At 61.8% G+C, this 24,998-nt stretch carries 22 protein-coding genes; 7 read left to right on the top strand and 15 right to left on the bottom strand.

Features of this window, described 5'->3' with window-relative positions; genetic code table 11:
• Nucleotide 1: 1 nt before the first annotated feature.
• Nucleotides 2–1,117 carry a polysaccharide export protein gene (locus tag IEJ03_RS08625; RefSeq protein WP_192034476.1) on the bottom strand — a complete coding sequence of 372 codons (1,116 nt, stop codon included), beginning with the start codon at nt 1,115–1,117 and terminating at the stop codon, nt 2–4.
• A 360-nt stretch (nt 1,118–1,477) separates the two neighbouring features.
• On the opposite strand from IEJ03_RS08625, the gene IEJ03_RS08630 reads away from it, so the two are divergent.
• The 4 genes from IEJ03_RS08630 (at nt 1,478) to IEJ03_RS08645 (ending at nt 5,662) form a co-directional block, all read left to right on the top strand.
• On the top strand, nt 1,478–1,666 hold the full coding sequence (locus IEJ03_RS08630) for a hypothetical protein (protein ID WP_192034477.1): 189 nt from the start codon (nt 1,478–1,480) through the stop codon (nt 1,664–1,666).
• Between the two features lie 95 nt (nt 1,667–1,761).
• Nucleotides 1,762–2,316 (top strand): YjbF family lipoprotein, encoded by a 555-nt coding sequence (locus IEJ03_RS08635; protein WP_192034478.1) that lies wholly within the window; start codon nt 1,762–1,764, stop codon nt 2,314–2,316.
• 152 nt (nt 2,317–2,468) lie between these two features.
• The gene (locus tag IEJ03_RS08640) at nt 2,469–3,281 is read left to right on the top strand and encodes a capsule biosynthesis GfcC family protein (RefSeq protein WP_192034479.1); all 813 of its coding nucleotides are present in this window, start codon (nt 2,469–2,471) and stop codon (nt 3,279–3,281) included.
• A gap of 182 nt (nt 3,282–3,463) precedes the next feature.
• Nucleotides 3,464–5,662, top strand: a complete 2,199-nt coding sequence (locus IEJ03_RS08645) for a YjbH domain-containing protein (protein WP_277950352.1) — start codon at nt 3,464–3,466, stop codon at nt 5,660–5,662.
• Between the two features lie 132 nt (nt 5,663–5,794).
• On the opposite strand, the gene sthA is transcribed toward IEJ03_RS08645, so the two are convergent.
• The 9 genes from sthA to IEJ03_RS08690 form a co-directional block, all read right to left on the bottom strand.
• The gene (gene sthA / locus IEJ03_RS08650; protein WP_192034481.1) at nt 5,795–7,186 is read right to left on the bottom strand and encodes a Si-specific NAD(P)(+) transhydrogenase; all 1,392 of its coding nucleotides are present in this window, start codon (nt 7,184–7,186) and stop codon (nt 5,795–5,797) included.
• Nucleotides 7,187–7,239: 53 nt separating this feature from the next.
• Nucleotides 7,240–7,494 (bottom strand): (Na+)-NQR maturation NqrM, encoded by a 255-nt coding sequence (gene nqrM / locus IEJ03_RS08655; protein WP_192034482.1) that lies wholly within the window; start codon nt 7,492–7,494, stop codon nt 7,240–7,242.
• 197 nt (nt 7,495–7,691) lie between these two features.
• Nucleotides 7,692–8,924 (bottom strand): NADH:ubiquinone reductase (Na(+)-transporting) subunit F, encoded by a 1,233-nt coding sequence (gene nqrF / locus IEJ03_RS08660; protein WP_192034483.1) that lies wholly within the window; start codon nt 8,922–8,924, stop codon nt 7,692–7,694.
• 38 nt (nt 8,925–8,962) lie between these two features.
• Nucleotides 8,963–9,583 (bottom strand): NADH:ubiquinone reductase (Na(+)-transporting) subunit E, encoded by a 621-nt coding sequence (nqrE, locus tag IEJ03_RS08665; protein ID WP_192034484.1) that lies wholly within the window; start codon nt 9,581–9,583, stop codon nt 8,963–8,965.
• Nucleotides 9,584–10,252, bottom strand: coding sequence for an NADH:ubiquinone reductase (Na(+)-transporting) subunit D (locus IEJ03_RS08670; protein ID WP_192034485.1), 669 nt, complete (start codon nt 10,250–10,252; stop codon nt 9,584–9,586).
• Between the two features lie 3 nt (nt 10,253–10,255).
• A complete protein-coding gene (locus IEJ03_RS08675; RefSeq protein ID WP_192037255.1) occupies nt 10,256–11,035 on the bottom strand; it encodes a Na(+)-translocating NADH-quinone reductase subunit C in 780 nt (259 codons plus the stop codon).
• A complete protein-coding gene (locus IEJ03_RS08680) occupies nt 11,032–12,258 on the bottom strand; it encodes an NADH:ubiquinone reductase (Na(+)-transporting) subunit B (RefSeq protein ID WP_192034486.1) in 1,227 nt (408 codons plus the stop codon). The genes IEJ03_RS08675 and IEJ03_RS08680 overlap by 4 nt, the downstream gene beginning before the upstream one ends.
• On the bottom strand, nt 12,258–13,610 hold the full coding sequence (locus IEJ03_RS08685) for a Na(+)-translocating NADH-quinone reductase subunit A (RefSeq protein ID WP_192034487.1): 1,353 nt from the start codon (nt 13,608–13,610) through the stop codon (nt 12,258–12,260). Before IEJ03_RS08685 ends, IEJ03_RS08680 begins: the two co-directional genes overlap by 1 nt.
• 412 nt (nt 13,611–14,022) lie before the next feature.
• Complete coding sequence (locus IEJ03_RS08690; RefSeq protein ID WP_192034488.1) at nt 14,023–15,486, bottom strand: glyceraldehyde-3-phosphate dehydrogenase; 1,464 nt, start codon at nt 15,484–15,486, stop codon at nt 14,023–14,025.
• 315 nt (nt 15,487–15,801) lie between these two features.
• Here IEJ03_RS08690 and mfd point away from each other — a divergent pair, with 315 nt between their 5' ends.
• Entirely contained in the window at nt 15,802–19,251 is a 3,450-nt protein-coding gene (mfd, locus tag IEJ03_RS08695) for a transcription-repair coupling factor (protein WP_192034489.1), read from the top strand.
• Nucleotides 19,252–19,288: 37 nt separating this feature from the next.
• Nucleotides 19,289–20,437, top strand: coding sequence for a L,D-transpeptidase family protein (locus tag IEJ03_RS08700; protein WP_192034490.1), 1,149 nt, complete (start codon nt 19,289–19,291; stop codon nt 20,435–20,437).
• A 241-nt stretch (nt 20,438–20,678) separates the two neighbouring features.
• On the opposite strand, the gene IEJ03_RS08705 is transcribed toward IEJ03_RS08700, so the two are convergent.
• The 3 genes from IEJ03_RS08705 to IEJ03_RS08715 all read right to left on the bottom strand — a co-directional run bounded on the left by IEJ03_RS08705 (nt 20,679) and on the right by IEJ03_RS08715 (nt 23,052).
• Complete coding sequence (locus IEJ03_RS08705; RefSeq protein ID WP_192034491.1) at nt 20,679–20,948, bottom strand: Lpp/OprI family alanine-zipper lipoprotein; 270 nt, start codon at nt 20,946–20,948, stop codon at nt 20,679–20,681.
• A gap of 198 nt (nt 20,949–21,146) precedes the next feature.
• Nucleotides 21,147–21,617 (bottom strand): L,D-transpeptidase, encoded by a 471-nt coding sequence (locus IEJ03_RS08710; protein ID WP_242457912.1) that lies wholly within the window; start codon nt 21,615–21,617, stop codon nt 21,147–21,149.
• A 202-nt stretch (nt 21,618–21,819) separates the two neighbouring features.
• Nucleotides 21,820–23,052, bottom strand: coding sequence for an ATPase, T2SS/T4P/T4SS family (locus IEJ03_RS08715; RefSeq protein ID WP_192034493.1), 1,233 nt, complete (start codon nt 23,050–23,052; stop codon nt 21,820–21,822).
• Between the two features lie 489 nt (nt 23,053–23,541).
• Between IEJ03_RS08715 and IEJ03_RS08720 the strand changes: the two genes are divergently transcribed.
• Nucleotides 23,542–24,003 carry an ion channel gene (locus tag IEJ03_RS08720; RefSeq protein WP_202884358.1) on the top strand — a complete coding sequence of 154 codons (462 nt, stop codon included), beginning with the start codon at nt 23,542–23,544 and terminating at the stop codon, nt 24,001–24,003.
• 235 nt (nt 24,004–24,238) lie between these two features.
• On the opposite strand, the gene IEJ03_RS08725 is transcribed toward IEJ03_RS08720, so the two are convergent.
• A complete protein-coding gene (locus tag IEJ03_RS08725) occupies nt 24,239–24,751 on the bottom strand; it encodes an NYN domain-containing protein (RefSeq protein ID WP_192034494.1) in 513 nt (170 codons plus the stop codon).
• 9 nt (nt 24,752–24,760) lie between these two features.
• Nucleotides 24,761–24,997 (bottom strand): hypothetical protein, encoded by a 237-nt coding sequence (locus IEJ03_RS08730; RefSeq protein WP_192034495.1) that lies wholly within the window; start codon nt 24,995–24,997, stop codon nt 24,761–24,763.
• Between the last annotated feature and the right edge of the window lies 1 nt (nt 24,998).

Below are 24,998 nucleotides of genomic sequence, written 5' to 3' on the forward strand. Positions count from 1 at the left end.
GTTAAAGATCCCTGACATCGCTGGACGTATCCGCAACGGTTCCCGGCAAGGCGACGGAAGGCAGCAAAAGACTGATCACACGATTCCAGCGCGCCACCGGCGCTGTGGTGACATAGATGATATCTCGGGGTTCGAGAATAAAGCGCTGCCCTAGAGTGAATGCAGCGGCATTGCTGACATCCAACTGATAGACCGTTGCCAGGCGATTGCTCTTAGGAGATTCGCTTCGCACCACGAAGATACCCGAAGCCTCGGCGCTTGCCTCGTTAATACCGCCGGCGCGCGATATAGCATCAGTCAGCGACAGGCGCTCATTACCGAGAGCGAAATTACCAGGCCGAATCACTTGCCCCATGACGGCGACCGTCTGATTCTCGGCACTAGAAACATGTAATACATCACCGTCCCGGAGCAAATGATTCTGCCTCTGATCACCTTTACGCAACAAACCGTAGAGCGACAGCGGCATTTCCTGGCCCTCACGGGTCAAGATGGCACGATGCCAATTGGCTTCCTGGGTAGCGCCACCAGCCTGACTGATGGCATCAGGAATGGTCATCGGGACATCGGTAATTGGAAGCGCCCCTGGTTGTGCCACAGCCCCGCTTACGTAGACTTTCTTGGACCGGAAGGCAGCGACCCTGACGTCGACCTGCGGCTCCGCGATGTAAGCTGCCAGGCGCCTCGTGAGCACTCGACGGATATCATCCAAGGTCTTGCCCAACACATCGACCTGCCCGATGTAGGGGTAAAAGATCGTACCGTCACTACGCACCTGGTTACCGGCCTCAGCAGCACTGCGATCGGAGCCCGCCGGGATGGTCAGCTCAGGATGGTCATAGACGATGATATCGAGGATGTCGCCCTTGCCAACCCTGTAGACATAGCCGTCTATCGCGGCAGCAAGCTCGGGTGATTGAGGCGCCGCCTGCTGGCTCATCGCCTCTCGGTACGCAGCCACCAAGCCGGGGGTGATGGGTTGGATATCGACTAGGTCATCGCTGGGAGCGGTATCGATCTCGTAGTCTAAGTGACTGCCCGGCGCCCAGGCGCAGCCGCTCAAAGACACTATCGTGACCAACAACGACAACCTCTTGCCCAAACCGTAGCAATTCATAGAACTTCATCCTTGTCCGAGCGGTGTTCTGTGTATGGCCTCATAATATCTTTATATTCAATAGCACTCATCACTGGCACGAATTTTTCCTCAGCACCCATCCTCAACAACTTTTCGTAACATTATCAACGTCTCCTGATCTTGATTGATACCAACGTTCGCAACGATGGAACGAAAACAGCCATAAGATAAGCCGCCTAACAACCCTGCTTTTTGCAGGAAAATTCATACAAAGGCTACGGTATTTGACGCACTCCTACTTCTTACTAATATTTAGGTGCTAGTTACATGATAAGCAAGTGCTGTCTGCTATTTGGAACACGACCAGGTGATCAAGGATTCTAATAACGAGGACACTCAATGTTGAAGAAAATCATGGCGCTAGCCGCAATTTCCGGCCTGCTATCTTCACCGCTGGTCATGGCACAAAGCACCACGGCTGCAGGCGCCAACACTGGGGGCGATGCGGGTGGTGCTTCAGGCACTGGTGGCATAGCCGCCGCCCTCACCGATGACAGCGTCACCTCTGACACCACCGGTGCCAACTGATGATACCGTTATGGGAAGACCAGCGAGGCCGCCTCCGGGCGGTCTCGTTGTGCTTGTTACTAACTTCCTGCACTCAGGGTGGCGGCACGACACCCATGAGCGACACCTTGGGCATCTATTTGGGCCCTGATGAAACGGATCTCTCCGCTCAGGCAGGCGCCCTCCCCCATGCCTCTATAGCAGTGGACGTGCGCGGCAATCGCGGCCTGCTGGTCATGGCCTATCAAGGCGGCGCTCAAGGCGAACACACCTATTGGCAAGCCGGGGATGAAGCGACACTTGCCTTCAGCAACGGTCGCCCCTTCGCGACGGCGGGGCTCGAAGAAAACTTGCTGAGCTATCGATTCACCATGGATCAGCCTACCCCCTCAGTTGTCGAGGTCCATTGGCAGGATGCCCAAGGCCTCGATCACCATGCTCGGGGCATCCGGACGGCCAGCTGCTCCTCGCCAGCACCGTTTGAACTGCCACTGACAACGCTATCGCTCGAACGCTGTCACGAGCATATTGAGTGGGATCGCGGCGCCAGTTCAGAGAACACACTATGGCGCCTCCCCTCGACAGGCCACATCTGGGCGGGTGATGTACAACCCTGGCCTGACGCCGAACCGATTCGGTGGCAAGTGGCTCGCCCCTGGTGGAGCGGCTAGGCCCAACGCATCCGCTATTCCTGTTGCCCTATCATCATTATCCGCCATGCCGGGCGCTAACATAACGAGTCGCAATGCCTAGACCCCTATTTTCTCGCCATGCCCTCGCGATGCTATCGCTAGCAGCACTGTCGGCGGCAAGCTCCATATGCTTGGCGAATCCCGCCTGGGCCAATGAGTCACGGGAACGTCATGCCTTCATCGAACCCGCAACAACCGACTCAGCGTACTCCATCAGAGTCCATCAGTTCAGCGACCTAACAGGTACGCTACGCGATGCCTGGCTAAAAGAACCCGAGCAACCGCCTGCGCCCGGCTATGCATTTATGCTGCGGCAGGAAGATCGACAACCTCAGCAGTTCACTGCGAGGCGGCTACTGGCAGAGCTTGATGCCTTAAGAAGCGCACCGAAGTTCCTTGATCACGCCGAGACCTATGAAGTGGCTGGACTGGAGGTCTGGCATGGACAGCTTGAGAAATATTCCGATGGCCGGCTGGCCCGCACCCCGGGGCGTGCCGACCCAACATCACTGATCGCCCGCCCTCGCCACAATCCCGCCCTTGCAACGCTGGAGCACTTCGGTCACTGCCGGCCACCGAACTGGACAGAGGTATGGCATGCACAGGGCGTCACTCGCCTGCCTTTCCAGCCAGGCATGACCGTACCGAACGCAATAGATACACTGAAGGACCGGTTGCCGGGGCTTTCCATCGCATCCGATACGGCATGGCGCGTGTCACCACTTGGTCAAGTGAACAGCGTGGGTATTGCGGCCTACAACCATGAGTCGGTCGAGCTGACGGCAGGCAGCCGTGTCGTGTTGCCGCTGTCATCGACGACCATCGGGGCTCGCTGGATCAATCAGACACTGCCTCGGTTCCTAGCGACACGACTGCCAGGCGATGATTGCGTACTTTACTCGTTCTCCCCCCTCGAGACTGCCAAGGGCGCCGCTTCACCATGATGTACCCTCTTTCTGCTGTCGAAGCCGTCGGATTCGCCGTCTCTCGATGCCCCTCATCGAGTGCCCTGGCCTCGACCTCAATGGCCGTAAGGCGTGTTCCCGCACACTTGCCGCCTTCACGACTGACACTTGCCGTGATGATGGCCTCGATGACATTACCCGCGACGGCAGCCTCTCTCTCCGTGAATGGGGAGAATCACGCCCTAGACACACATTATCCGTCATTGGAGAGCAGTCACCTACTGGGTGGAAGCCAATCCGATTTCGGTGGAATCGGTCTGATGCAGACGCCGACCGCGCGCATGGCGCCGCTGGGCAATTTTTCCTTCACCTATAACCGTGTTGCTCCTTACCGGCGCTATAGCATCAGCCTGCAGCCCACCGACTGGTTCGAGTTCACCTTTCACTACTCAGAGATCGAGGACCGCCTGTATGGCGAATCGATAGCCGGCAGCCGGGATTACCTGGACAAGGGGCTGGATGGCAAGTTTCGTCTGTGGCGCGAGAGTCGTTATCTACCCGAAATCGCTGTCGGCCTGCGGGACGCCGGCGGCACCTCGCTGTTCGGTGCCGAATACCTGGTCGCCAGCAAGCGCTGGTACGACCTCGACCTTAGCCTGGGCCTCGGGTGGGGGTATCTGGGGACACGCGGCGACATGGACTCGCCATTGTCAGTACTGGATGACCGCTTCGAGACGCGCCCCGACGATGCCGGTGGCGACCAGGGCGGTGAGTTCGCCTTGAATCAGCTGTTCAGAGGGCCCGCGGCGGTCTTCGCCGGAGCCGAGTACCAGACACCCTGGGATCCTCTGATTCTGCAGCTCGAGTACGAAGGCAACAACTATCAGAATGAGCCGGCCACCTCTCCCATCGAGCAGGACTCGCCCGTCAATATCGGCGCGCGCTATCACATCAACGACAACCTGACCCTGAGTACCGCCTGGCAGCGCGGTAACACCCTGATGACCGGCATCACCCTGAATGCCGACCTGGCCGGCCTGAGCCAGGTCAAGCGCGACACCCGGCCGCTATCGATCGCCGACACGTTATCCTCGCCGGCCCCATTGGCCACGACCCCGGCTGACAACAACGATGCAGCGAATTCTGAATCGCCAGCGCCCCAGACGATCGCCGCCACCTACGGCGAGACCACCATCGATGGCGTGCCTAGAGATGAAGCTGAGGTCAACTGGCAAGACGTCAGCCAGCAACTGGAAGACAACGCTGGTATTCGGGTCAATGGTATTCACCTCAATGGCGATACTCTGCTCATTGAGGCCACGCCAATCAAGTATCGCTCATTGGCGCAAACCGCCGGGCGCGCCAATCGCATCCTCCATCGGTACGCCCCGCCGCAGATCAACACCTTCCGCTATCGATGGCAGGAGCTTGGGCTCGATCTGCGTGACGATGTCCATCCTCGTGCCGCTTTCGTCGCTGCTCTGGTGAATGCGGAGCAGGAGTCCCGCTACCACCACAGCATATACGCTCAGCTTCCGCGACAGATAAGCTCACAGCCCCCCGACTTCGAGGCCACTCAGGAGCGATTCCGCTATAACCTCGGCCCTGGCTACAACCAGAATTTGGGCGGCCCGGATGGATACCTCTACCAGCTGCTCCTGCGGGCAAGTGGCGAGCTGAAAACTGACGACAATGGCTGGTTCTCGGGCGCACTAGGCTGGACAGTAGCCGACAACTTCGACAACTACGACTATATCGCCGAGTCCGACCTGCCCCGCGTGCGCACCTATATCGGGGACTATCTGGCCGAGTCCACCGTTGGCATCACCAACCTGCAATACACGCGTACGTCGCAGCTCGGCAAGAACTGGTTCGCCATGGGCTATGGCGGCCTGCTGGAGATGATGTATGCCGGGGCTGGCGGTGAGATGCTGTATCGCCCCTTCAACAGCGACTGGGCGCTCGGCATGGATCTGAACTATGTTCGCCAGCGTGATTTTGATCAACAATTTGGTTTGCGCGATTACTCGACCTGGACGGGTCACCTGAGCGCTTACGTGCAGACCGACTTCGAGGACGTACTGGCCAAGGTGAGCGTGGGCCGCTATCTGGCCAAGGACATCGGCGCGACCTTCGACTTCTCGAGGGAATTCGCGTCCGGCGTGCGTATGGGTGGCTGGGCCACCTTCACCGATGCCGGCGATGATTACGGCGAAGGCAGCTTCGACAAGGGCGTCTACATCACCCTGCCGCTGGATGCCTTCTTCACGACCTACAGCCGCGATGACGTCAATATCAGCTGGCAGCCGCTGACACGTGACGGCGGTGCCCGCCTCAATCGCCGCTACTCGCTGTATGATATCACCGAGGATCGTACCATGGGGAGCTTCTGGGAGGAGCGTGACCAGGTCTGGGAGTAAGACTCCCAGGGCCTAGCCTAGCCCCTCCGTAGGTATCTCACCCCTCACACGAAAACGCCCCGGCACGCATGCCGGGGCGATTGCCTGACCATCTGAGAATGCCGGGCTCTCAGCACTATTGCAGGCAGTGACTCAGAACAGTCGATTCAGACCATTCTGCGCTGCCACCCGGTAGGCCTCGGCCATGGTCGGGTAGTTGAAGGTGGTGTTGATGAAATACTTGAGGTTATTGGCCTCGCCTTCCTGCTGCATGATCGCCTGACCGATGTGCACGATCTCCGAGGCCTGGTCACCGAAGCAGTGAATGCCGAGGATCTCGAGGGTCTCGCGGTGGAAGAGGATCTTCAGCATGCCCACGGTATCCCCGGTGATCTGGGCACGAGCGGTATCCTTGAAGAAGGCCTGGGCCACTTCATAGGGCACCTTCGCGCCGGTCAGCTCGCGTTCGTTCTTGCCTACCGAGCTGATCTCGGGAATGGTATAGATTCCGGTCGGTACGTCATCGACGAAGCGGAAATCCTCATCGAGCAAGTCATCGCTGGCGTTACGCCCTTGGTCATAGGCGGCACTGGCGAGGCTCGGCCAGCCGATCACATCGCCTACGGCATAGATGTGCGGAGTGGTGGTGCGATAGTGGTTGTCGACCTGCAGCTGACCGCGGCCGTTGGCCTCCAGGCCGATGTTCTCGAGGCCCAGCTGATCCGTGTTGCCGGTACGGCCATTGGCCCACAGGAAGGCATCGGCACGCAGCTTCTTGCCGGACTTCAGGTGTACGACCACGCCGGACTCGTCCCCCTCGACCCGTTCGTAGTCCTCATTGTGGCGAATCAGCGCGCCGTGGTGGCGCAGATGATAGGACAGCGCATCGCTGATCTCATCATCGAGGAAAGACAACAGTCGGTCACGGGAATCGATCAGGTCGACCTTGACGCCAAGCCCAGAGAAGATCGAGGCATATTCGCTGCCGATAACGCCAGCACCGAAGATGATCAGGGTCCGCGGCGTGTGCGACAGGCCAAGGATAGTGTCAGAGCAATAGATGCGCGGGTGGCGGAAGTCGATGTCCGCCGGGCGATAGGGGCGCGAGCCGGTGGCGATGACGATCTTCTGGGCGTTGAGCTCCTCGATCCCCTCCTGGTTGTCGCGCACCAGTAGCGTATGCTCATCCTTGAAACGTGCCACGCCGAAGAACAGATCGATGCGGTTACGGGCATAAAAGGTGGTGCGCATCTCGACCTGCTGGTCGATCGTCACCTGAGAACGCTCCAGTACCTTCGGAAACGAGAACCAACGCGGCTCGCCGATATCACGGAACATGCGATTGGTGTTGAAGGACATGATCTGCTTGACCTGGTGACGCAGTGCCTTCGACGGGATGGTGCCCCAGTGCGTGCAGTTGCCGCCCACCGCACGCTGCTTTTCGATCACCGCCACGCGTTTGCCGTGCTTGGCGGCGTTGATGGCGGCGCTCTCTCCAGAGGGGCCGGTACCGATCACCACCACATCGTAATTATGAACTGCCATCGTTTCTCCTAGCGTTGTAGGTCCCGTCTCTGTCCCGTTCGGCCGATCGCGATTCAGCGGCGTGTGGCGTCATAGCCCAGGTCAGCGCCACGGCTCTCGTCACTGGCCCGACGGGCACTGGTGCCCTTCTTGCTCTCTTCCTCGCAGACCTTGTCGTTACCACCGCAGATATCGCAGCCTTCCTTCAGGCCCAGATTGTTGAGCCCGCCACAGGTGCCCGCAATCGGCTTTCGGCCGAGGATGACACCCACGGCCATCGCGGCCACTACCAGCAGCATGAAACCGAAAACGAGAAACCAGATCGTCATGATGATCTCCTTGGCTGCGGTGCTTAGTCGGCAGGATCGCAGGCGTTGGGGAGTGAGTGAATATCGCAGTGGCTGCGACCTCGGCTGGCGGCGTGTCATCGCCATGTCGCCAGCCGAGGGAGCAGCCCTCAAAAGGCAACAGGGCCGACCCACTGGGCCGGCCCTGCGTCGCAAAGGGCCGTATCGTGCCAGGCTGATCAGCCGCCGAAATCGTCCAGTGCGATGTTCTCGGGTTCGACGCCCATATCCAGCAGCATCTTGATCACCGAGGCGTTCATCATGGGCGGCCCACACATGTAGTACTCGCAGTCCTCGGGAGCCGGATGGTCCTTGAGGTAGTTCTCGTACAACACATTGTGGATGAAGCCGGTGGGGCCTTCCCAGTTGTCTTCGGGCAGCGGATCCGACAGGGCCAGGTGCCACTCGAAGTTGTCGTTCTCCTCGGCCAGCTGGTCGAATTCCTCGTTGTAGAAGGTCTCGCGCCAGGAACGCGCGCCGTACCAGAAGGAGATCTTGCGCTTGGAATTCAGGCGCTTGAGCTGGTCGAAGATGTGGCTGCGCATCGGCGCCATCCCGGCACCGCCGCCGATGAAGACCATCTCGGCATCGGTGTCCTTGGCGAAGAACTCGCCGAAGGGCCCCATCACCTGCACCTTGTCACCCGGTTTCAGGTTGAAGACGTAGGTGGACATCAGGCCCGGCGGATGGCTGGTGCCGGGAGGCGGTGTCGCAATACGGATGTTGAACTTCAGCAGGCCATACTCTTCCGGGTAGTTGGCCATCGAGTAGGCGCGAATGACCTCTTCGTCGCTCTTGTGGGAGACCTTGAACAGGTCGAACTTCTCCCAGTCGCCCCGGTAGTCCTCCTCGATATCGAAGTCGGAGAACTTGATGTCGTAGGGCGGCGCCACCAGCTGCACATAGCCGCCGGCCCGGAAGTCGACTTCCTCGCCTTCGGGCAGCTTGAGGTTGAGCTCCTTGATGAAGGTCGCGACGTTGGGGTTCGAGGTGACCTCGCATTCCCACTGCTTGACGCCGAAGACCTCTTCCGGGACCTCGATCTTCATGTCCTGCTTCACCGGCACCTGGCAGGAAAGCCGCCAGCCTTCCTTCTTCTCGCGCATGGTGAAGGCGGATTCTTCGGTCGGCAGGATCGCCCCGCCGCCGTCGGCCACGCGGCACTTGCACTGGGCGCAGGAGCCGCCGCCGCCACAGGCGGAGGACAGGAAGATGCCGTTGGCCGCCAGGGTCTGCAGCAGCTTGCCGCCCGCCTGGGTGCTCAGGGTGTGCTCGGGGTCGCCGTTGATCTCGATGGTCACATCGCCGCTGCTGACGAGGCGGCTGCGTGCGGCCAGGATGATCGCCACCAGGCCGATAACGACCACGGTGAACATGACCACGCCGAGCAAGATGACATTTGTATCAACCATGTCGGGTTCCTATTGGTGTTCGTTGTCCGAGGCGCGCCTCAGAGCTGGATACCGGAGAAGGACATGAAGCCGAGCGACATCAGACCCACGGTGATGAAGGTGATGCCCAGCCCCTGCAGGCCGGCCGGCACGTCGCTGTACTTGAGCTTCTCGCGAATCCCGGCCAGCGCCGCGATCGCCAATGCCCAGCCGAAGCCTGCGCCCGCGCCATACACAACGGACTCGCCGAAGTTGTAGTTACGCTCGACCATGAACAGCGTGCCGCCGAGAATGGCGCAGTTCACGGTGATCAGCGGCAGGAAGACACCCAGCGCGTTGTAGAGTGCCGGCACGAACTTGTCGAGAAACATCTCGAGAATCTGCACCAGCGCCGCGATGACGCCGATATAGCTCAGAAGCCCCAGGAACGACAGGTCGATGTTCTCGGCCCCGGCAATCCCGGTCCAGGAAAGCGCACCTTCCTCGAGCAGGTAGGTCAGGATCAGGTTATTGACCGGCACGGTGATCGCCAGTACCGCGATCACGGCGACGCCCAGACCGATGGCCGAGGAGACCTTCTTGGACACCGCCAGGAAGGTACACATCCCCAGGAAGAAGGCCAGGGCCATGTTCTCGACGAAGACCGCCGAGATGAACAGGCTGAGGTAATGTTCGAGCATTTACACGGCCTCCTTCGGCTGGGTGTTTTCCTTCATCTTGAACTCGTTCTCCTCGATCTGCTCCGGCTGAACGCTGCGCAGCACCCAGATGAACAGACCGATGACGAAGAACGCGGAGGGCGGCAGCAGCATCAGGCCGTTCGGAACGTACCAGCCACCGTCCTGGATCGGCGTCAGCACGGTGATGCCGAACAGGCTGCCGGAGCCGAGCAGTTCACGGAAGAAGCCGACGATCATCAGGATGACGCCATAGCCAAGGCCATTACCGATGCCGTCGAGGAACGACAGCATCGGCCCGTTCTGCATGGCGAAGGCCTCGGCGCGGCCCATCACGATGCAGTTGGTGATGATCAGGCCGACGAAAACCGACAGCTGCTTGGACATCTCATAGGCGTAAGCCTTGAGCACCTGGTCGACCACGATCACCAGCGAGGCGATGATGGTCATCTGCACGATGATGCGGATCGAGGACGGGATATGATTGCGGATCAGCGAGACGAACAGGTTGGAGAACGCCGTGACCGCGATCACCGCCAGCGCCATCACCAGCGACACGCTCATGCTGCTGGTCACCGCGAGGGCCGAACAGATCCCGAGGATCTGCAGCGCAATCGGGTTGTTCTTGAAGATTGGCGTGATCAGCACGCCTTTAGGAGTTGCGGCTGACATGTCTTAGGCTCCTTCCGATGTGTCGCGGATCTTGGCGAGGTAGTTGCCGAAGCCGGCATCGCTCAGCCAGAACTGCACCAGATTGGTCACGCCCTTGCTGGTAAGCGTCGCACCGGACAGGGCATCGACCTCGGTGGCCTGGCTCGCGCCACCCTTGACCAATGCGATTTCCGGGCCGCCCTCACCGACTTCACCATCGGGGTAGACCTGCTTGCCTTCCCACTGGGCCTTCCACTTCGGGTTATCCACTTCGCCGCCCAGCCCCGGAGTTTCGGAGTGGGAATAGAAGGTGATGCCTTCGATGGTGTTGGCGTCGCCCTGTAGCGCAAGATAACCGCGCATCAGGCCCCACAGGCCCTGACCCCGCACCGGCAGAATGATCTGCTCGGGATTCTGCGGATCCCCGACCAGATAGACCACCGAGTAGTTTTCCTGACGTGACAGGCCGGCGATGTCCTTCTCACCCGACAGGGTGCGAGACTGGGCCGGATCACGGGAAGCGGCAAACTGGTCATAGGTCTCCGGGTCTACCGCATCGGTGTACTCGCCGGTGCGCAGATCCACGGCACGCGGGGTCACCTGCTCGAACTGCTCGGTGATCGGCTCGCCGGCCTGATACAGGCCCGCCACCTGGAGGATGTTCGACTTGCGGTCGGCCTCCTGGTTGAACTGCTGCTGCGGGCGCAGGGCCACGGCGGCAGTGGACACGATCACCGAGCAGACGATGCACAACGCGAAGGCAACGGTCAGCGTCTTCTTGATGGAGTTGTTACTCGCCATCAGGCACTCTCCTCAGCCATGGCACCGGTGCGCTGCTGACGGCGCTTGATGTTGGCCTGCACAAAGAAATGGTCGATCAGCGGAGCGAACAGGTTGGCGAACAGGATCGCCAGCATGATGCCCTCGGGGAAAGCCGGGTTGACGACACGGATCAGCACGGTCATCACGCCGATCAGGGCGCCAAAGGCGAAACGGCCCTGGTTGGTCATGGCAGCGGAGACCGGGTCGGTCGCCATGAACACCATGCCGAAGGCGAAGCCGCCAATCACCAGGTGCCAGTACCAGGGCATGGCGAACATGGCATTGGTGTCGGACCCGATGAAGTTGAACAGCGAGCTGGTCGCCACCATACCCAGGAAAACGCCCAGCATGATCCGCCAGGAGGCAATTCGGGTCCACAGCAGAACCGCGGCGCCGATGAAGATCGCAAGCGTCGAGGTTTCACCAATGGAGCCGGGAATGTAGCCCAGGAAGGCGTCCAGCCAGCTGAACTGGCTCGACAGCGCGGACATGCCGCTCTGGTAGGCCGTGGACAGCGCTGTGGCACCGGTGTAGCCATCGGCGGCGACCCAGACGCTGTCGCCCGAGATCTGTGCCGGATAGGCGAAGTACAGGAAGGCCCGCCCGGTCAGTGCCGGGTTCAAGAAGTTCTTGCCGGTACCGCCGAAGATTTCCTTGCCGATCACGATACCGAAGGTGATGCCCAGGGCCACCTGCCACAGCGGAATGGTCGCCGGCAGGATCAGCGCGAACAGCACCGAGGAGACGAAGAAGCCCTCGTTGACCTCATGGCCGCGCTTGATGGCAAACAGCACTTCCCAGAAGCCGCCGACCACGAAGGTCACCAGATAGATCGGCAGGAAGTAGGTCGCCCCCAGCACGAAGTTGGACCAGACGCTGCCGACATCATGACCGCCAGCGAGCAGCATCAGGATAGCCTCGCGCCAGCCCCCCATGGAGGCGTAGCCCTCGGCGATCGCGGCATTGGCCTGCCAGCCGGCATTCCACATACCGAAGAACATCGCCGGGAAGGTGCACATCCAGACGGTGATCATGATGCGCTTCAGGTCGACCCCATCACGCACGTGAGCCGTGGTCTTGGTGACGCTGACCGGCGCGTAGAAAATCGTGTCGATGGCTTCGTACAGCGGGTAGAACTGCTCGTACTTGCCACCCTTGTGAAAGTGCGGCTCGAGATTATCGAGTGTCTGTCGGATACCCATCATCAGGCCTCTTTCTCGATAGTGGTGAGGTTGTCACGCAGGATGGGACCGTACTCATACTTGCCGGGGCACACATAGGTGCACAGCGCCAGGTCCTCTTCATCCAGTTCCAGACAACCCAACTGCATGGCAGTTTCAATATCGCCAACGATCAGCGAGCGCAGCAGCTGAGTGGGCAGGATATCCAGCGGCATGACGGTCTCGTAGTTGCCGACCGGTACCATGGCACGCTCGGAGCCATTGGTGGAGGTATCCGGGGCATACTTGTTGAGCCCGAGGATCTTCGACAGATAGATGCCCATCACCGAGTGGCGGTTGGTGCCCGTGGACAACCAGCCCATGAAGGCACGCTTGTTACCCTCTTCCAGCAGGCTGAGCTGGTTGTGGAAACGCCCCACATAGCACAGTGCGCCTTCGGCGATGGCGCCGGAGAACACCGAACCGGAGATCACCCGGGTATCGTCAGGCTTATTGACCTCACCGGCCAGCAGCTCATCGGTACTGGCGCCGATGCGAGTGCGCAGCATCCGCGGCTTCTCGGCTCGCGGCCCGCCGATGGCGACCACGCGGCTGACATCCAGCTTGCCTTCGGCAAACAGCTTGCCGACCGCGATCACATCCTGGTAGCCGATATGCCAGACCTGCTTGTGCAGGGCCACCGGCGACAGGTGATGGATATGCGTCCCCACCAGACCGGCCGGGTGCGGGCCACCGAAGCTCTCGACCTGCACCTTGTCCACCTGGCTGCCGGGCAGCTTGGCATCCGGTGCCTGGCACAGGAACACCTTGCCCTCGGTCAGCCGCGAGAGCACCTTGAGGCCATTTTCGAAGGCCTCGGGCGCCTCGTTAATGATGACGGCAGGATCCGGACTGAGCGGATGGGTATCGACGGCGGTGACGAAGATGCTTTCCGGCACGGCGTCGAGTGCCGGCGTCCGCGAGAACGGCCGTGTGCGTAGGGCCGTCCACAGGCCCGACTCGACCAGCTGGTCGACGACCACCTGACGGTCGAGGCTGACCAGCTTGCCGGCCTCATGGGCCGTGAACTCGACGGCTTCTTCCGCGTTTTCATCAACCTTGATCACCACCGACAGCAGCTTGCGCTTCTCCCCGCGGTTGATCGCCACCACTTCACCTGCCGCCGGCGCGGTGAACCGCACGCCGTCGATCTTCTTGTCGGTGAAGAGCAGCTGGCCTAGTTTGACGCTGTCCCCCTCCCGGACCTCCATGGTCGGCTTCATGCCGACATAGTCGGTGCCCAGGATGGCCACGTGACGAACCGGGCGCGCATCCTCGATGCGCTGCTCGGGCGCCCCCGTGATGGGGAGATCCAGGCCTCGTTTGACTTCGATCATAGACTCGCCCAGTTATCGGCTCTGATTTGTCAGGAAAGAGGTTCGAAAGACGCACATCCCCGATTAGCGCCGGATGGCACCAAGGGTCGCGGTCACGGTGTTCGAATTCTTTTCTTATCAGAAGGTTGTCAGTTCGGTCCGCCTTGAACGGACCGCCCCTAAAATCTCGGTCATTATAATGACATGGGAAACGAAAGACCACACGCCCTAAGGTAGCATGCGGCCTGACGACGACGCGGGATGCGACGCCCATGGGCGGAGACAGGGAGTAGCGCAAGGCCGCCAACGCTCCAAGCTCAGGAGCGACTGGAAAACGCAAAGCGCCCAGGCGGGAGCCTGGGCGCAGGAGCGGTGAAACGAGCGGGCAACAGTCGCGATGCCGTCAATCGCGATACCGTCAGTCGCGGTGGTATCAGTCGCGATCCATGGGGAAGGCGAGGAAGCTCACGTTGGACATGTGCTGCAGGATGCGAACCACCTGGCAGCTGTAGCCGAACTCGTTGTCGTACCAGACATAGAGCACCGCGTTCTTGTCCTCGGCAATGGTGGCCTTGGCATCGACGATGCCGGCATGCCGGTTGCCGACGAAGTCCGACGACACGACCTCGGACGAGTCCACGAAGTCGATCTGTTTCTGCATCGGGGAATGAATGGCCATGCGCCGCAGGTGGTCGTTGAGCGACTCGGCGTCGGTGCCCTGATGCAGGTTCAAGTTAAGGATCGCCATCGACACATTCGGTGTCGGCACCCGGATGGCATTGCCCGTCAGCTTGCCCGACAGTTCCGGTAGCGCCTTGGCGACGGCCTTGGCGGCCCCGGTCTCGGTCAGCACCATGTTCAGCGGTGCGCTGCGACCCCGACGGTCGCCCTTGTGGTAGTTGTCGATCAGGTTCTGGTCGTTGGTGTAGGAGTGCACCGTCTCCACATGGCCGTGCTCGATGCCGAACTTGTCGTTGAGCGCCTTGAGGACCGGGACGATGGCGTTGGTGGTGCAGGACGCCGCCGAGACGATGCGATCCTCGCGGGCGATGTCGGTGTGATTGATGCCATAGACGACGTTCTTGACCTCTCCCTTGCCCGGGGCGGTCAGGAGCGCCTTGGCCACCCCCTTGCAGGCCAGATGCTGCCCCAGGCCCTCTTCGTCACGCCACATGCCGGTATTGTCGACCACGATGGCCTTATCGATGCCATAGGCGGTGTAGTCGATCTCGCTCGGGGCGTTGGCGTAGATCACCTTGATGTAGTTGCCGTTGACGATCAGGGCGCTGTTGTCGTGATCGACGCTGATGGTGCCCGAGAAGGGACCGTGCACGGAATCACGTCGCAGCAGGCTGGCACGCTTCTCCAGATCCTTGGCCAGATCGCCCCGCCCTCGCACCACGATGGCTCTCAGACGCAGTAGGTTACCGCCGCCGGCCTTCTCGACCAGGATGCGCGCCAGGATGCGGCCGATGCGGCCAAAGCCATAGAGCACCACGTCCTTGGGCTCGCCGTTGCCCTTCACCTCGCAGTGCCCGCCGACGATCTCGGCCAGCTCCTGCTCGAGGAAGGCCGAGACATCATTGAACTGGCTGCGCTTGAAGGCCACCGCCAGCTTGCCGACATCCACATGCGCCGGCCCGAGATTGAGCTCGCTCATCGCCTTGACCAAGGGAAAGGTATCCCGGACGGAAAGCTCGGTGCCCTCGACCTTCTTGACGAAGCGATGGTCCTTGAGGATGCGGATCACCGACTGATTAATCAGCGAGCGACCGTAAAGCGAGGTAACGATATTGTACTGGCGGTACAGCTTGCCCAGCAGCGGAATCATCTCCTCTGCCAGTGCTTCATTGCTTTGCCATTCCTCGAAGACGGTATCGAGCATCTGCTGACTCACGTGAAGGCCTCTCTATTAGGAGCGGAGCGTCGGACTGACATCACCACCGGGTGACACCGGACCGGCGCAAAAACAGGGTGTCGGAACAACACTAGACGAACGAATTATCCGAATTGGTGAGAAAGGCCGCAATTACTGGATAGTCGCAGGCGCTGTAAGGCAATTACAGAAATGGCGACTTGACTACAAACACGAAATCGGCAGGTAGCCGATTCCTCTTCCGAAGTCGCTTCCGGCCCGCTAGAGTGGTTGGCCTGAGAGCGGCCAAGCGAGCCGCTTCCCCCTCTTCTTCCCGGTTGCGATCAAGACGACACCATGCCGCATTTTTCACCACTCGACCCTCCTCGCCCCCAGGGGGTGCGCGACACGCTCTACTGGCAGGCGCCTCAGGGCAGCGCCGCACCGCTGGCCCTGGCGCGCCTGGCCGATGATGCGCCCTTGATGATCATCACCGCCGATACCGCCAGTGCCCAGCGCCTGGAAGATGACCTGCGGTTCTTCGCCAAGGTGCCGGTACTGCCCTTCCCCGACTGGGAGACGCTGCCCTATGACAGCTTCTCTCCTCATCAGGATATCGTCTCGTCACGCCTGCGCACCCTGAGAAGCCTGCACCAGGCCAGCGAAGGCATCGTGATCGTCCCCATCAACACCCTGATGCAGCGCCTGCCGCCCACCGAGTATATCGCCGGCCAGGTGCTGACCCTCAGGGTCGGCATGACGATCGATCGCGAGGCATTTCGCGACACCCTGTCCCGAGCCGGCTATCGAGCCGTGGAAACCGTCTATGAACCCGGCGAGTACGCCCTGCGCGGCGCCCTGATTGACCTGTTCCCGATGGGCAGCGAGGCACCGCTGCGCCTGGACCTGTTCGATAACGAGCTCGATACCCTACGCCACTTCGACCCGGACACCCAGCGCAGCGAGGATAAGGTCGAGGCCGTCGAGCTGCTGCCGGCTCACGAGTACCCCCTGACTCGCTCGGCCATCGCCTGCTTCCGCGAGGGCTTCGAGACCCTGTTCGATGTCGACCCGCGTCAATGCCCGCTCTACAACGATGCCCTCAAGGGGATCCCCTCCCCCGGCCTCGAACAGCATCTGCCGCTGTTCTTCGAGGACACCGCCACCCTCTTCGATCATCTGGTCGACGGCACCCGGGTCTCCCTGATGCCCGGCGTCTTCGAGGCCGCCGAGCACCACTGGGCATCGATCCAGAGCCGCTTCGAGAACCTGGGGGTCGACCCCACGCGCCCGCTACTGCCGCCTCACCGCGCCTTCGTGCCGGTGGCCGAAGTGTTCGCGGCGATCAAGCGGTCCCCGCGGGTCGAGCTGGTCACGGACGAAGATCACCCCCATGCACGGGCCAGCAACACGCACGCCGCCCCTTCGGTGGCCATCAATGCCCGCGCTCAGCAATCGCTTTCTGCGCTGTCGAGCTACCTGGAGGCCGAAGCGAAGACGCGCGCCCTGTTCGTCGCCGAATCCCGGGGGCGCCGCGAGGCCCTGGAAGAAACCCTGGCGCCACTGGGCCTGTCCATCCCCCATGTCAACGGCTGGAGTGACTTCCTCGCCACCGACCACCGCCTCGCCATCACCGAGGGCAGCCTGGACGCCGGCCTCGCCATCGACGAGCCGGCGCTCGCGATCATCACCGAGACCGAGCTCTACGGCGAGGTGGTGCGCCAGAGCCGGCGCCGCGAAAAGGCCACCGACGACAGCGAACTGGCCATTCGCCATCTCTCCGAACTGCGCCCCGGCGCCCCAGTGGTCCACCACGCCCATGGCGTCGGCCGCTACCTGGGCCTCGAGACCCTTGAGGCCGGCGGTCAGGCGGCGGAATTCGTGGCCCTGGAATATGCCAATGGCGCTCGCCTCTATGTCCCGGTCGACAGCCTGCACCTGATCTCCCGCTATGCCGGCGCCAGCGACGAACTGGCCCCGCTGCACAAGCTGGGCTCCGATCAGTGGGACAAGGCCAAGAAGAAGGCCGCAGAGAAGGTGCGGGACACCGCCGCCGAACTGCTCGACGTCTACGCCCGTCGCGAGGCGCGGGAAGGCTTCGCCTGCGATCTCCCGGAATCGGAGTATGCCCGCTTCGCCGGAAGCTTCCCGTTCGAGGAGACACCCGACCAGCGGGCCGCCATCGAGGCGGTGATCGGCGACATGACCGCGCCGCGGCCGATGGACCGCGTAGTCTGTGGCGATGTCGGCTTCGGCAAGACCGAGGTCGCCATGCGTGCCGCCTTCCTGGCGGTCAACGCCGGCCGGCAGGTGGTGGTGCTGGTGCCCACCACCCTGCTCGCCCAGCAGCATTTCGAGAACTTCCGCGACCGCTTCGCCGACACGGCGGTGCAGATCGAACTGATTTCCCGCTTCACCGGCGGCAAGAGCCAGGACAAGGCTCTCGAGCGCATCCAGGACGGGCGCGCCGACATCGTGATCGGCACCCATAAACTGCTGTCAAAGAGCATGAAGCTGCCCAACATGGGCCTCTTGATCATCGATGAGGAGCATCGTTTCGGGGTCGCCCAGAAGGAACGGCTGAAGAACCTGCGGGCCGAGGTCGACATCCTGACCCTCACCGCCACGCCGATTCCCCGCACCCTCAACATGGCCATGAGCGGCATTCGCGACCTGTCGATCATCGCCACGCCGCCGGCCAAGCGCCTGTCGGTCAAGACCTTCGTCCAGCAGCGCAACGAGCCGGTGATCAAAGAGGCGATCCTGCGAGAGATCCTCCGCGGCGGCCAGGTCTATGTGCTGCACAACGAGGTCAAGACCATCGAGACCACCGCCGAGCAGGTACGCGAACTGGTGCCCGAGGCGCGGGTCGGCGTGGCCCACGGCCAGCTCCCAGAGCGCAGTCTCGAGCGCGTCATGTCGGACTTCTATCACAAGCGCTTCAACGTGCTGGTCTGCTCCACCATCATCGAGACCGGCATCGATGTGCCGAGTGCCAACACCATCGTCATCGAGCGTGCCGACAAGTTCGGACTCGCTCAGCTTCACCAGCTGCGCGGTCGGGTCGGACGCAGTCACCACCAGGCCTATGCCTACCTGCTGACGCCGCCGCCGCGCAGCATGACCAAGGATGCGATCAAGCGCCTGGAGGCCATCGGCGAAGCCGAGGACCTGGGCGCCGGCTTCACCCTGGCCAGCCACGACATGGAGATTCGCGGCGCCGGCGAGCTGCTGGGGGACGAACAGAGCGGCCAGATGGAGACCATCGGCTATAGTCTCTACATGCAGATGCTGGACCGCGCCGTGAAGGCCATTCGTGCCGGCAAGACGCCCAATATCGAGGCCCCGCTGGACGAAGGGGTGGAAATCAAGCTCAACCTGCCGGCGCTGATCCCCGACGACTACCTGCACGACGTGCAGCAACGCCTGGTGATGTACAAACGCATCGCTAGCGCGGAAAATGCCACCGAGCTCAAGGAACTGCAGGTCGAGCTGATCGACCGCTTCGGCCTGCTGCCGGCCCCGCTCAAGACCCTGCTGCGCCAGACGCGTCTGCGTCAGCGGGCCGAACAGCTCGGCATCACCCGCCTGGAAGCCGGCGAGCAGCGCGGCCGGGTCGTTTTCGGCTCGGGCACCGCGGTCGATCCCATGACCCTGGTCAGCCTGATCCAGAAGGACCCCGTACATTATCGCCTCGACGGCGCCGACACCCTGCGCTTCGAGGCCGACATGGCCAACGAGGAGGCTCGCTTCCAGACAGTGGAAGGCCTGCTCGACCGACTCAACCGCAAGACCGAGGCGGCCTAGGCACTCCTGCCGGGCCGAGACCAAGATGAGCAATGCAATGAAAGCAAGAACCCACGCCCGTGATGTCACGGGCCCCTGGCGTCTGACGCTTGCCGGCCTGCTGCTGGCCCTACCCCTGTCCTTGACGCCTATCACGGCACTGGGGGCAGATGACGCCCAGACGCCCCAAGGCGCCGAGGTGAGCAAGGACGCTGGCGACCAGGCCTGGCCGCAAGGCCACTACCCGCTGCCCGAGGACGGCGATATCGTCGGCGAGACCTCGACCATGATCGCCGAGGCCTCCGATACTCTGCTCGACATCGGTCGACGCCATGGCATCGGCTATGAAGAGATGCGACGCGCCAACCCGGATGTGAATGTCTGGTACCCCGGGGAAGGCACCGAGATCGTGATTCCCTCGCGCTTCATCCTGCCTCCCGGCGCGCGGGAAGGCGTGGTGGTGAACGTGGCCGAGATGCGCATCTACTTCTTCCCGGAACCCAAGGATGGCGAGACACCCCGCGTCGAGACCTACCCGGTCAGCGTCGGGCGCATGGACTGGAAGACGCCGCTGGGCACCACCTCGATCACCCAGATGGTCAAGAACCCGGCCTGGTACCCGCCCCAGTCGATCATCAAGGAACATGCCGAGGACGGCCGCGGCGAGCTGCCAAGGGTCGTACCGGCAGGCCCAGACAACCCACTGGGCTCACGCAAGATGCGCCTCAACATTCCCGGCTACCTGATCCATGGCACCAACCGTCCGGACGGGATCGGCATGCGGGTCACCCATGGCTGCATCCGCATGCTGCCGGAAGACGTCGAGGCCCTGTTCGAAAAGGTCGGCGTCGGCACCCAGGTCCGCCTGATCAACAAACCCTTCAAGCTGGGCTGGTCCGACGGCACCCTCTACGTCCAGGCCTACCCGTATCTGGACGAAGAGGATGGCACCACCGTCGAGCGCATCACCAATGCCCTACAGCAGGTCGACGAGGAGGTGACCGGGCTGGATTACCCCGTCGACTATGCTCGCCTGCGCGACGTGGTCGAGGTACCCGGCGGCCTGCCGGTGGCGCTCGAGTATACCGCTCCCCCCGAGCCGACACGCCCCGCCAAGACACTCTACGAGCGTCTGGAGCTGATCGCAGCCGATACGTCGGAGACCGTCAACGTGCGGGCGGCCAAGGCGCTCGTCGAGCGCAGCTGAACCATGGCCGGCCCCTGAAGGGCCGGCCAGCCCCCCTGCTTCGCCTGCACACGAATATCGCCCCGCTTGAAGCGGGGCGATGTCTGCACGCTCGATGCGAGCGCCAGGCAGACCACCTCCTGATACCCGAGCGTTGCGACAAGGGCATCACCAGTACATAACCACAAAAAAGCCCTGCCATATGGCAGGGCTTTCGCGTTGCGGACCAGGTGCATTTGCCGCCTGGCCTGCGACGGCATGCTTACTTGCGCATGGAGCGCTCGAACATGCGGTCCATGGCCTGACGGTTTTCCTGGGCCATCTGCATGGCGGCCTGGGCGTCGCGCTGAGCCTGGTTGGCAGTGTTCAGTGCACGGTTGGCAGTGCTGTTCGCCTGAGCGGCGTCAGCCTTGGCTTCCTCGGCAGTCATACGAACTTCTTCCAGAGCACCGGTAGAAGCACAACCCGCCAGAACGGCCAGAGAGGCGGCTGCAGCGGTCAGCTTCAGAGTATTCTTGATGGACTTAGACATGGAGTTCTCCTTGAGGGTCTTCCTTGGTTAGCCGGGCATACCCGATGTCAATCAGGCCCCTGCTCGACTTTGTTATCGACGCAGGACACTGCCTCGACACGACGACTCTGGCAACCCAGAACCGGTAGGTCAATGACCATTACATTATAGACACAACTCATTGTCTATACGGAATAACAGCAACTTCCGTAGTGAAGACTAGCGGATCACTACCGGCGTGCCAATCGCCACCATGTCGGCGAGGCGATCAATTTGCGAATTGGTCACCGCCACACAGCCCTGCGTCCAGTTGAAACGCCGATGGATGTCGGGATCGGCTTCACCTAGCCCATGAATACCGATGTATCCACCCAGCACGGTATCCTGCGGCGGCTGGCCCGTTCTGCGAAGATCGCTCATGAAGTCACCATACTCCCGCGCGGTCATCATGCCGGCGTCCCAGGCCTCACGGGCGTGAGCCGCCGTGGGAAAGTCGAGCCCCAGGAAAATATGGAAATCGCTGTCAAGCTTGACCCGGTTGATATGGAAGGTCCCCGTCGGCGTCGAGCGGTCACCTTCCCGCCGCAGGCGCTTCACGCCCCCGCGCCCCACCGAGACCGGCGAGTAGCGCTCGACGACGTCCTGCCCCTGGTAGACGGTCAGGCTCTCGCTCGCATTATCGACGAGCAACCAGATACCGTGACTGGGGACTGAGTGGCTGCTAACGGAGGCGTGGGCACCCCACAGAGGAGTGCCCCACAAGACGATGAAGATCAATACACTGGCAAGACGGGTCATAATCGCATGGCGCACTAATCGCGCAAAATGTGGCTGAGAAAAATGGGGTTGTACGCGATTCCCCGTCACATGGCAACGCCCCATCGATCATGCCTCAGACAGGCAGCAAGGCGCCGACACGGAACAGCTCACCCAGCGTCGTCACCCCTCTCTCCGCCTTGTCCAGCCCATCGCGAAACATCAGGCGCTCTCCCCGCGCGTGCAGTTCGTGTCTCAGTTTGTGTTCATCGATGTGGCGGAGAATCTGGCCATGATCGCCCTGTGTCGGCTGCCAGACTTCGAAGATCCCCGTCCGCCCCCGGAAGCCCAGGCCGTCGCATTCGTCACAGCCGGACGCGACCCAGACCCGCTCTGGCACCTCGAGACCACTCGCATCCAACCAGCTGGCATCATGCTCACTGATAGGTTCCTGTCGACGACAACGCTCACACAGCCGACGCACCAGACGCTGCGCGACGACCACGCCCAGGTTGGACGCGATTTCCTCGTCCTCGAGACCGCGCTGTCGCAGGGTGGAAACCGCTCCCACCGCATCGCGGCTGTGCAGCGTCCCCATCACGGATCGGCCACTGACCGACACGCCAAAGGCCGCCTGGGCGGACGCGCTGTCGCGAATCTCGCCAATCAGCACATAGTCCGGATCCAGACGCAGGGACGCCAGGGTGCCGGAATAGAAACCCAGCCCCTTGGCGTCATCGACCTGAATCTGGTTGATCCCGGGTATCGAGTACTCGACGGGGTCCTCGAGGGTCATGACCTGGCTATCGCCAAGCGACAGGCGGTGCAGCAGGGTATACAGGGTGGTGGTCTTCCCCGACCCGGTAGGCCCCGTGACCAGCAACATGCCTCCGGTGGCATCCATCCACTTCTTGATCCAGCCGACCCCCTCGCCACTGATGCCCAGGCCTTCGATGTCCTCGAAGATCAGGGGAGGTGCCAGAAAGCGAATCGCCAGCTTCTCTCCGGCGAAGCAGTTCACGGCCGTCACTCGCAGAGTGAACTCCTTTCCGCGCAGCGAAGCGGAGAAGCTGCCCTCCGCCGACAACAGGGAGGGCAGCGGATCGAGACCGGCCATCACCTTGAGCTGGTTGACCAGCTGTCTGCCGCCGTCGACATCGAACTCGGCGGCATCCACCATCATGCCGTCGATCCGCAGGCGCAGCCGATAGCTGGCCGGCAAGGGGTCCAGATGTATATCCGTCGCCCGCGCCAGCTCCGCATCGTCGAGCAGGGCCATGGCCTCAGACGGTGTATGACGAGGGCCGGATGTCTCACTCATTTCGGTGTGGAGCTTTTTCAGCAGGTGCTGGCGTACGGGACGTGGCATTGGTCGACTCCTTGACTCGTTACCTTGGCGTGAGAGCGTACACCTCAGAGGATCGAGCTGCCTCGGCGCGCAAGCCCCACCCACATTGCATCCTCGCTGTTACGCCCGCCGAGAGCAGGCCTGCCAGCACAACCGTATTTCGCGGCCCTGCCCGCGATACAGAAGCAGCAGGCGGGACATACAGAGCCTGAGGCCGTGGCTGCCCCATGCGCTTTCATCCTTTTTGCTTGGCAATTCACCCGAACTAATGACTAAGGTTAGTCTTCATCCAGAATCCGGCAACTCACGCATGAAGATCGGCCCCGCCACCAAGCCCCAACTTCCTACCAGGCCTGACTAGCCTTTTCGCCTGAGTGGGCCTGTGTTGCTCGCCCAGGCCGGTCAGCTCCGCTCCTCGGGAATAGTCCATTACTCGCCCGCTCCCCCTCGCCCTCATGGCAAGGTACCCTGACAGTCGGCACCAATCGTCATCCGAAGGAGTGCGCTGCATTGCTGAACACCATGCTGTCTGTTGGCCACCTGCTGGTAGTGATCGCGACCCTCGTGACCGTCGTCCTCTGCGTACTGCTGCACTACGAGGTGTCCATGGCCCTGAGCCGGCGAATGGAGCACTCCACCCACTCGCAACGTCAGCGCTTCCTGACCTTGATCTTCGGGCTGCTGGGCAGCCATATCGCCGAAATCTGGGCCTTCGCAGTGACCATGGAGCTGCTGCTCGACCTGCCCGGCAGTGGCGACGTGATCGGCATCACGGCACCGGGATTCCTGGACCTCGTCTATCTGTCGGCGATCAACTTCACCACCCTGGGCTATGGCGACATGGTGCCGAGCGGTCCCATCCGCTTCATCATGGGCACGGAAGCCCTCACCGGCTTCATGCTGATCACCTGGTCGGCGTCACTGACCTTCCTCGAGATGCAGAAGCACTGGCGTACCAATCACTCGGACTAGGATGCCAAGCCGTATAGCGGTGAATCGTCGGCACCGTCCCCCGGCATCGCCGACGCCCCAGATCAGGCGCCCGGAATCGCTCGACATCCGCTTGAGGGGACGGTTGCCGTGTAGGCTGGCCGCTTCCCTGAGCAACCGCTCAGGCAGGGACTCGGGTAAGCCCATGCAAGGAAGACAGGGACGGCCTGAGAAAAGGCGCGGAGAGAAGGACTAGAAGAAGCTCCGTGGGATCGGCTCAGCGGATGCCGGCCTTGCCCAACAATAGAGCCTCGTCGATGGGGACGAAGGTCGTGGCGGCCTGAATCAGCGAATCGGCGGTCAGGGCCGGCACACCGTAAACGTCTACCTGGACACCATGGCGCTGCCGCATGCGATTCACCAGCAGATCGAAATCGCCATCACCGGACACCAGTACGACGCGATCGACCTCGGCGGCCGCTTCGATGGCATCGAGGGCGATACCGACGTCCCAGTCGCCCTTGGCGGAGCCATCCCGTCGCTGGATGAAGGGCTTGAGTTTCACGTCGAAGCCGATGCTTCGCAGGATGGCCTGGAACTGGCGCTGTCGCGCATCACCGCGATCCACCGCATAGGCGTTGGCGATCACGACGACTCCGAACGACGCGAGACGCGCCCAGAAGGCATGGTAATCGAAGTGACGGCCATAGGCCTGACGGGTGGTGTAGTAGACGTTTTGCACGTCGACGAAGACGGCGACGCGGGGCGCGTCGCCAGGCGATGTAGCCATCGGAGGCCCTCAGTGCACGGTGGCGGGGATTTCCGGCTCGTCGCTTTCTTCCTGCCACAGCTTGCTGCGGGTAATGGCATGGTCGATCATCTCGCGAGCCACCTCGAAGCGACTCTGACGCAGCAGGTCACCGGCTTCCTCGGAGAAGTTGATACGCAGCAGCGGTTCGCCTTCGCCTTCGGCATGGCGCAGCACGATTTCACCGTCATTGAGTTCGACGATTTCCAGAACAGCGGTCTCTGACATT

This window comes from Halomonas sp. YLGW01, assembly GCF_014840935.1.
GTDB lineage: Bacteria > Pseudomonadota > Gammaproteobacteria > Pseudomonadales > Halomonadaceae > Onishia.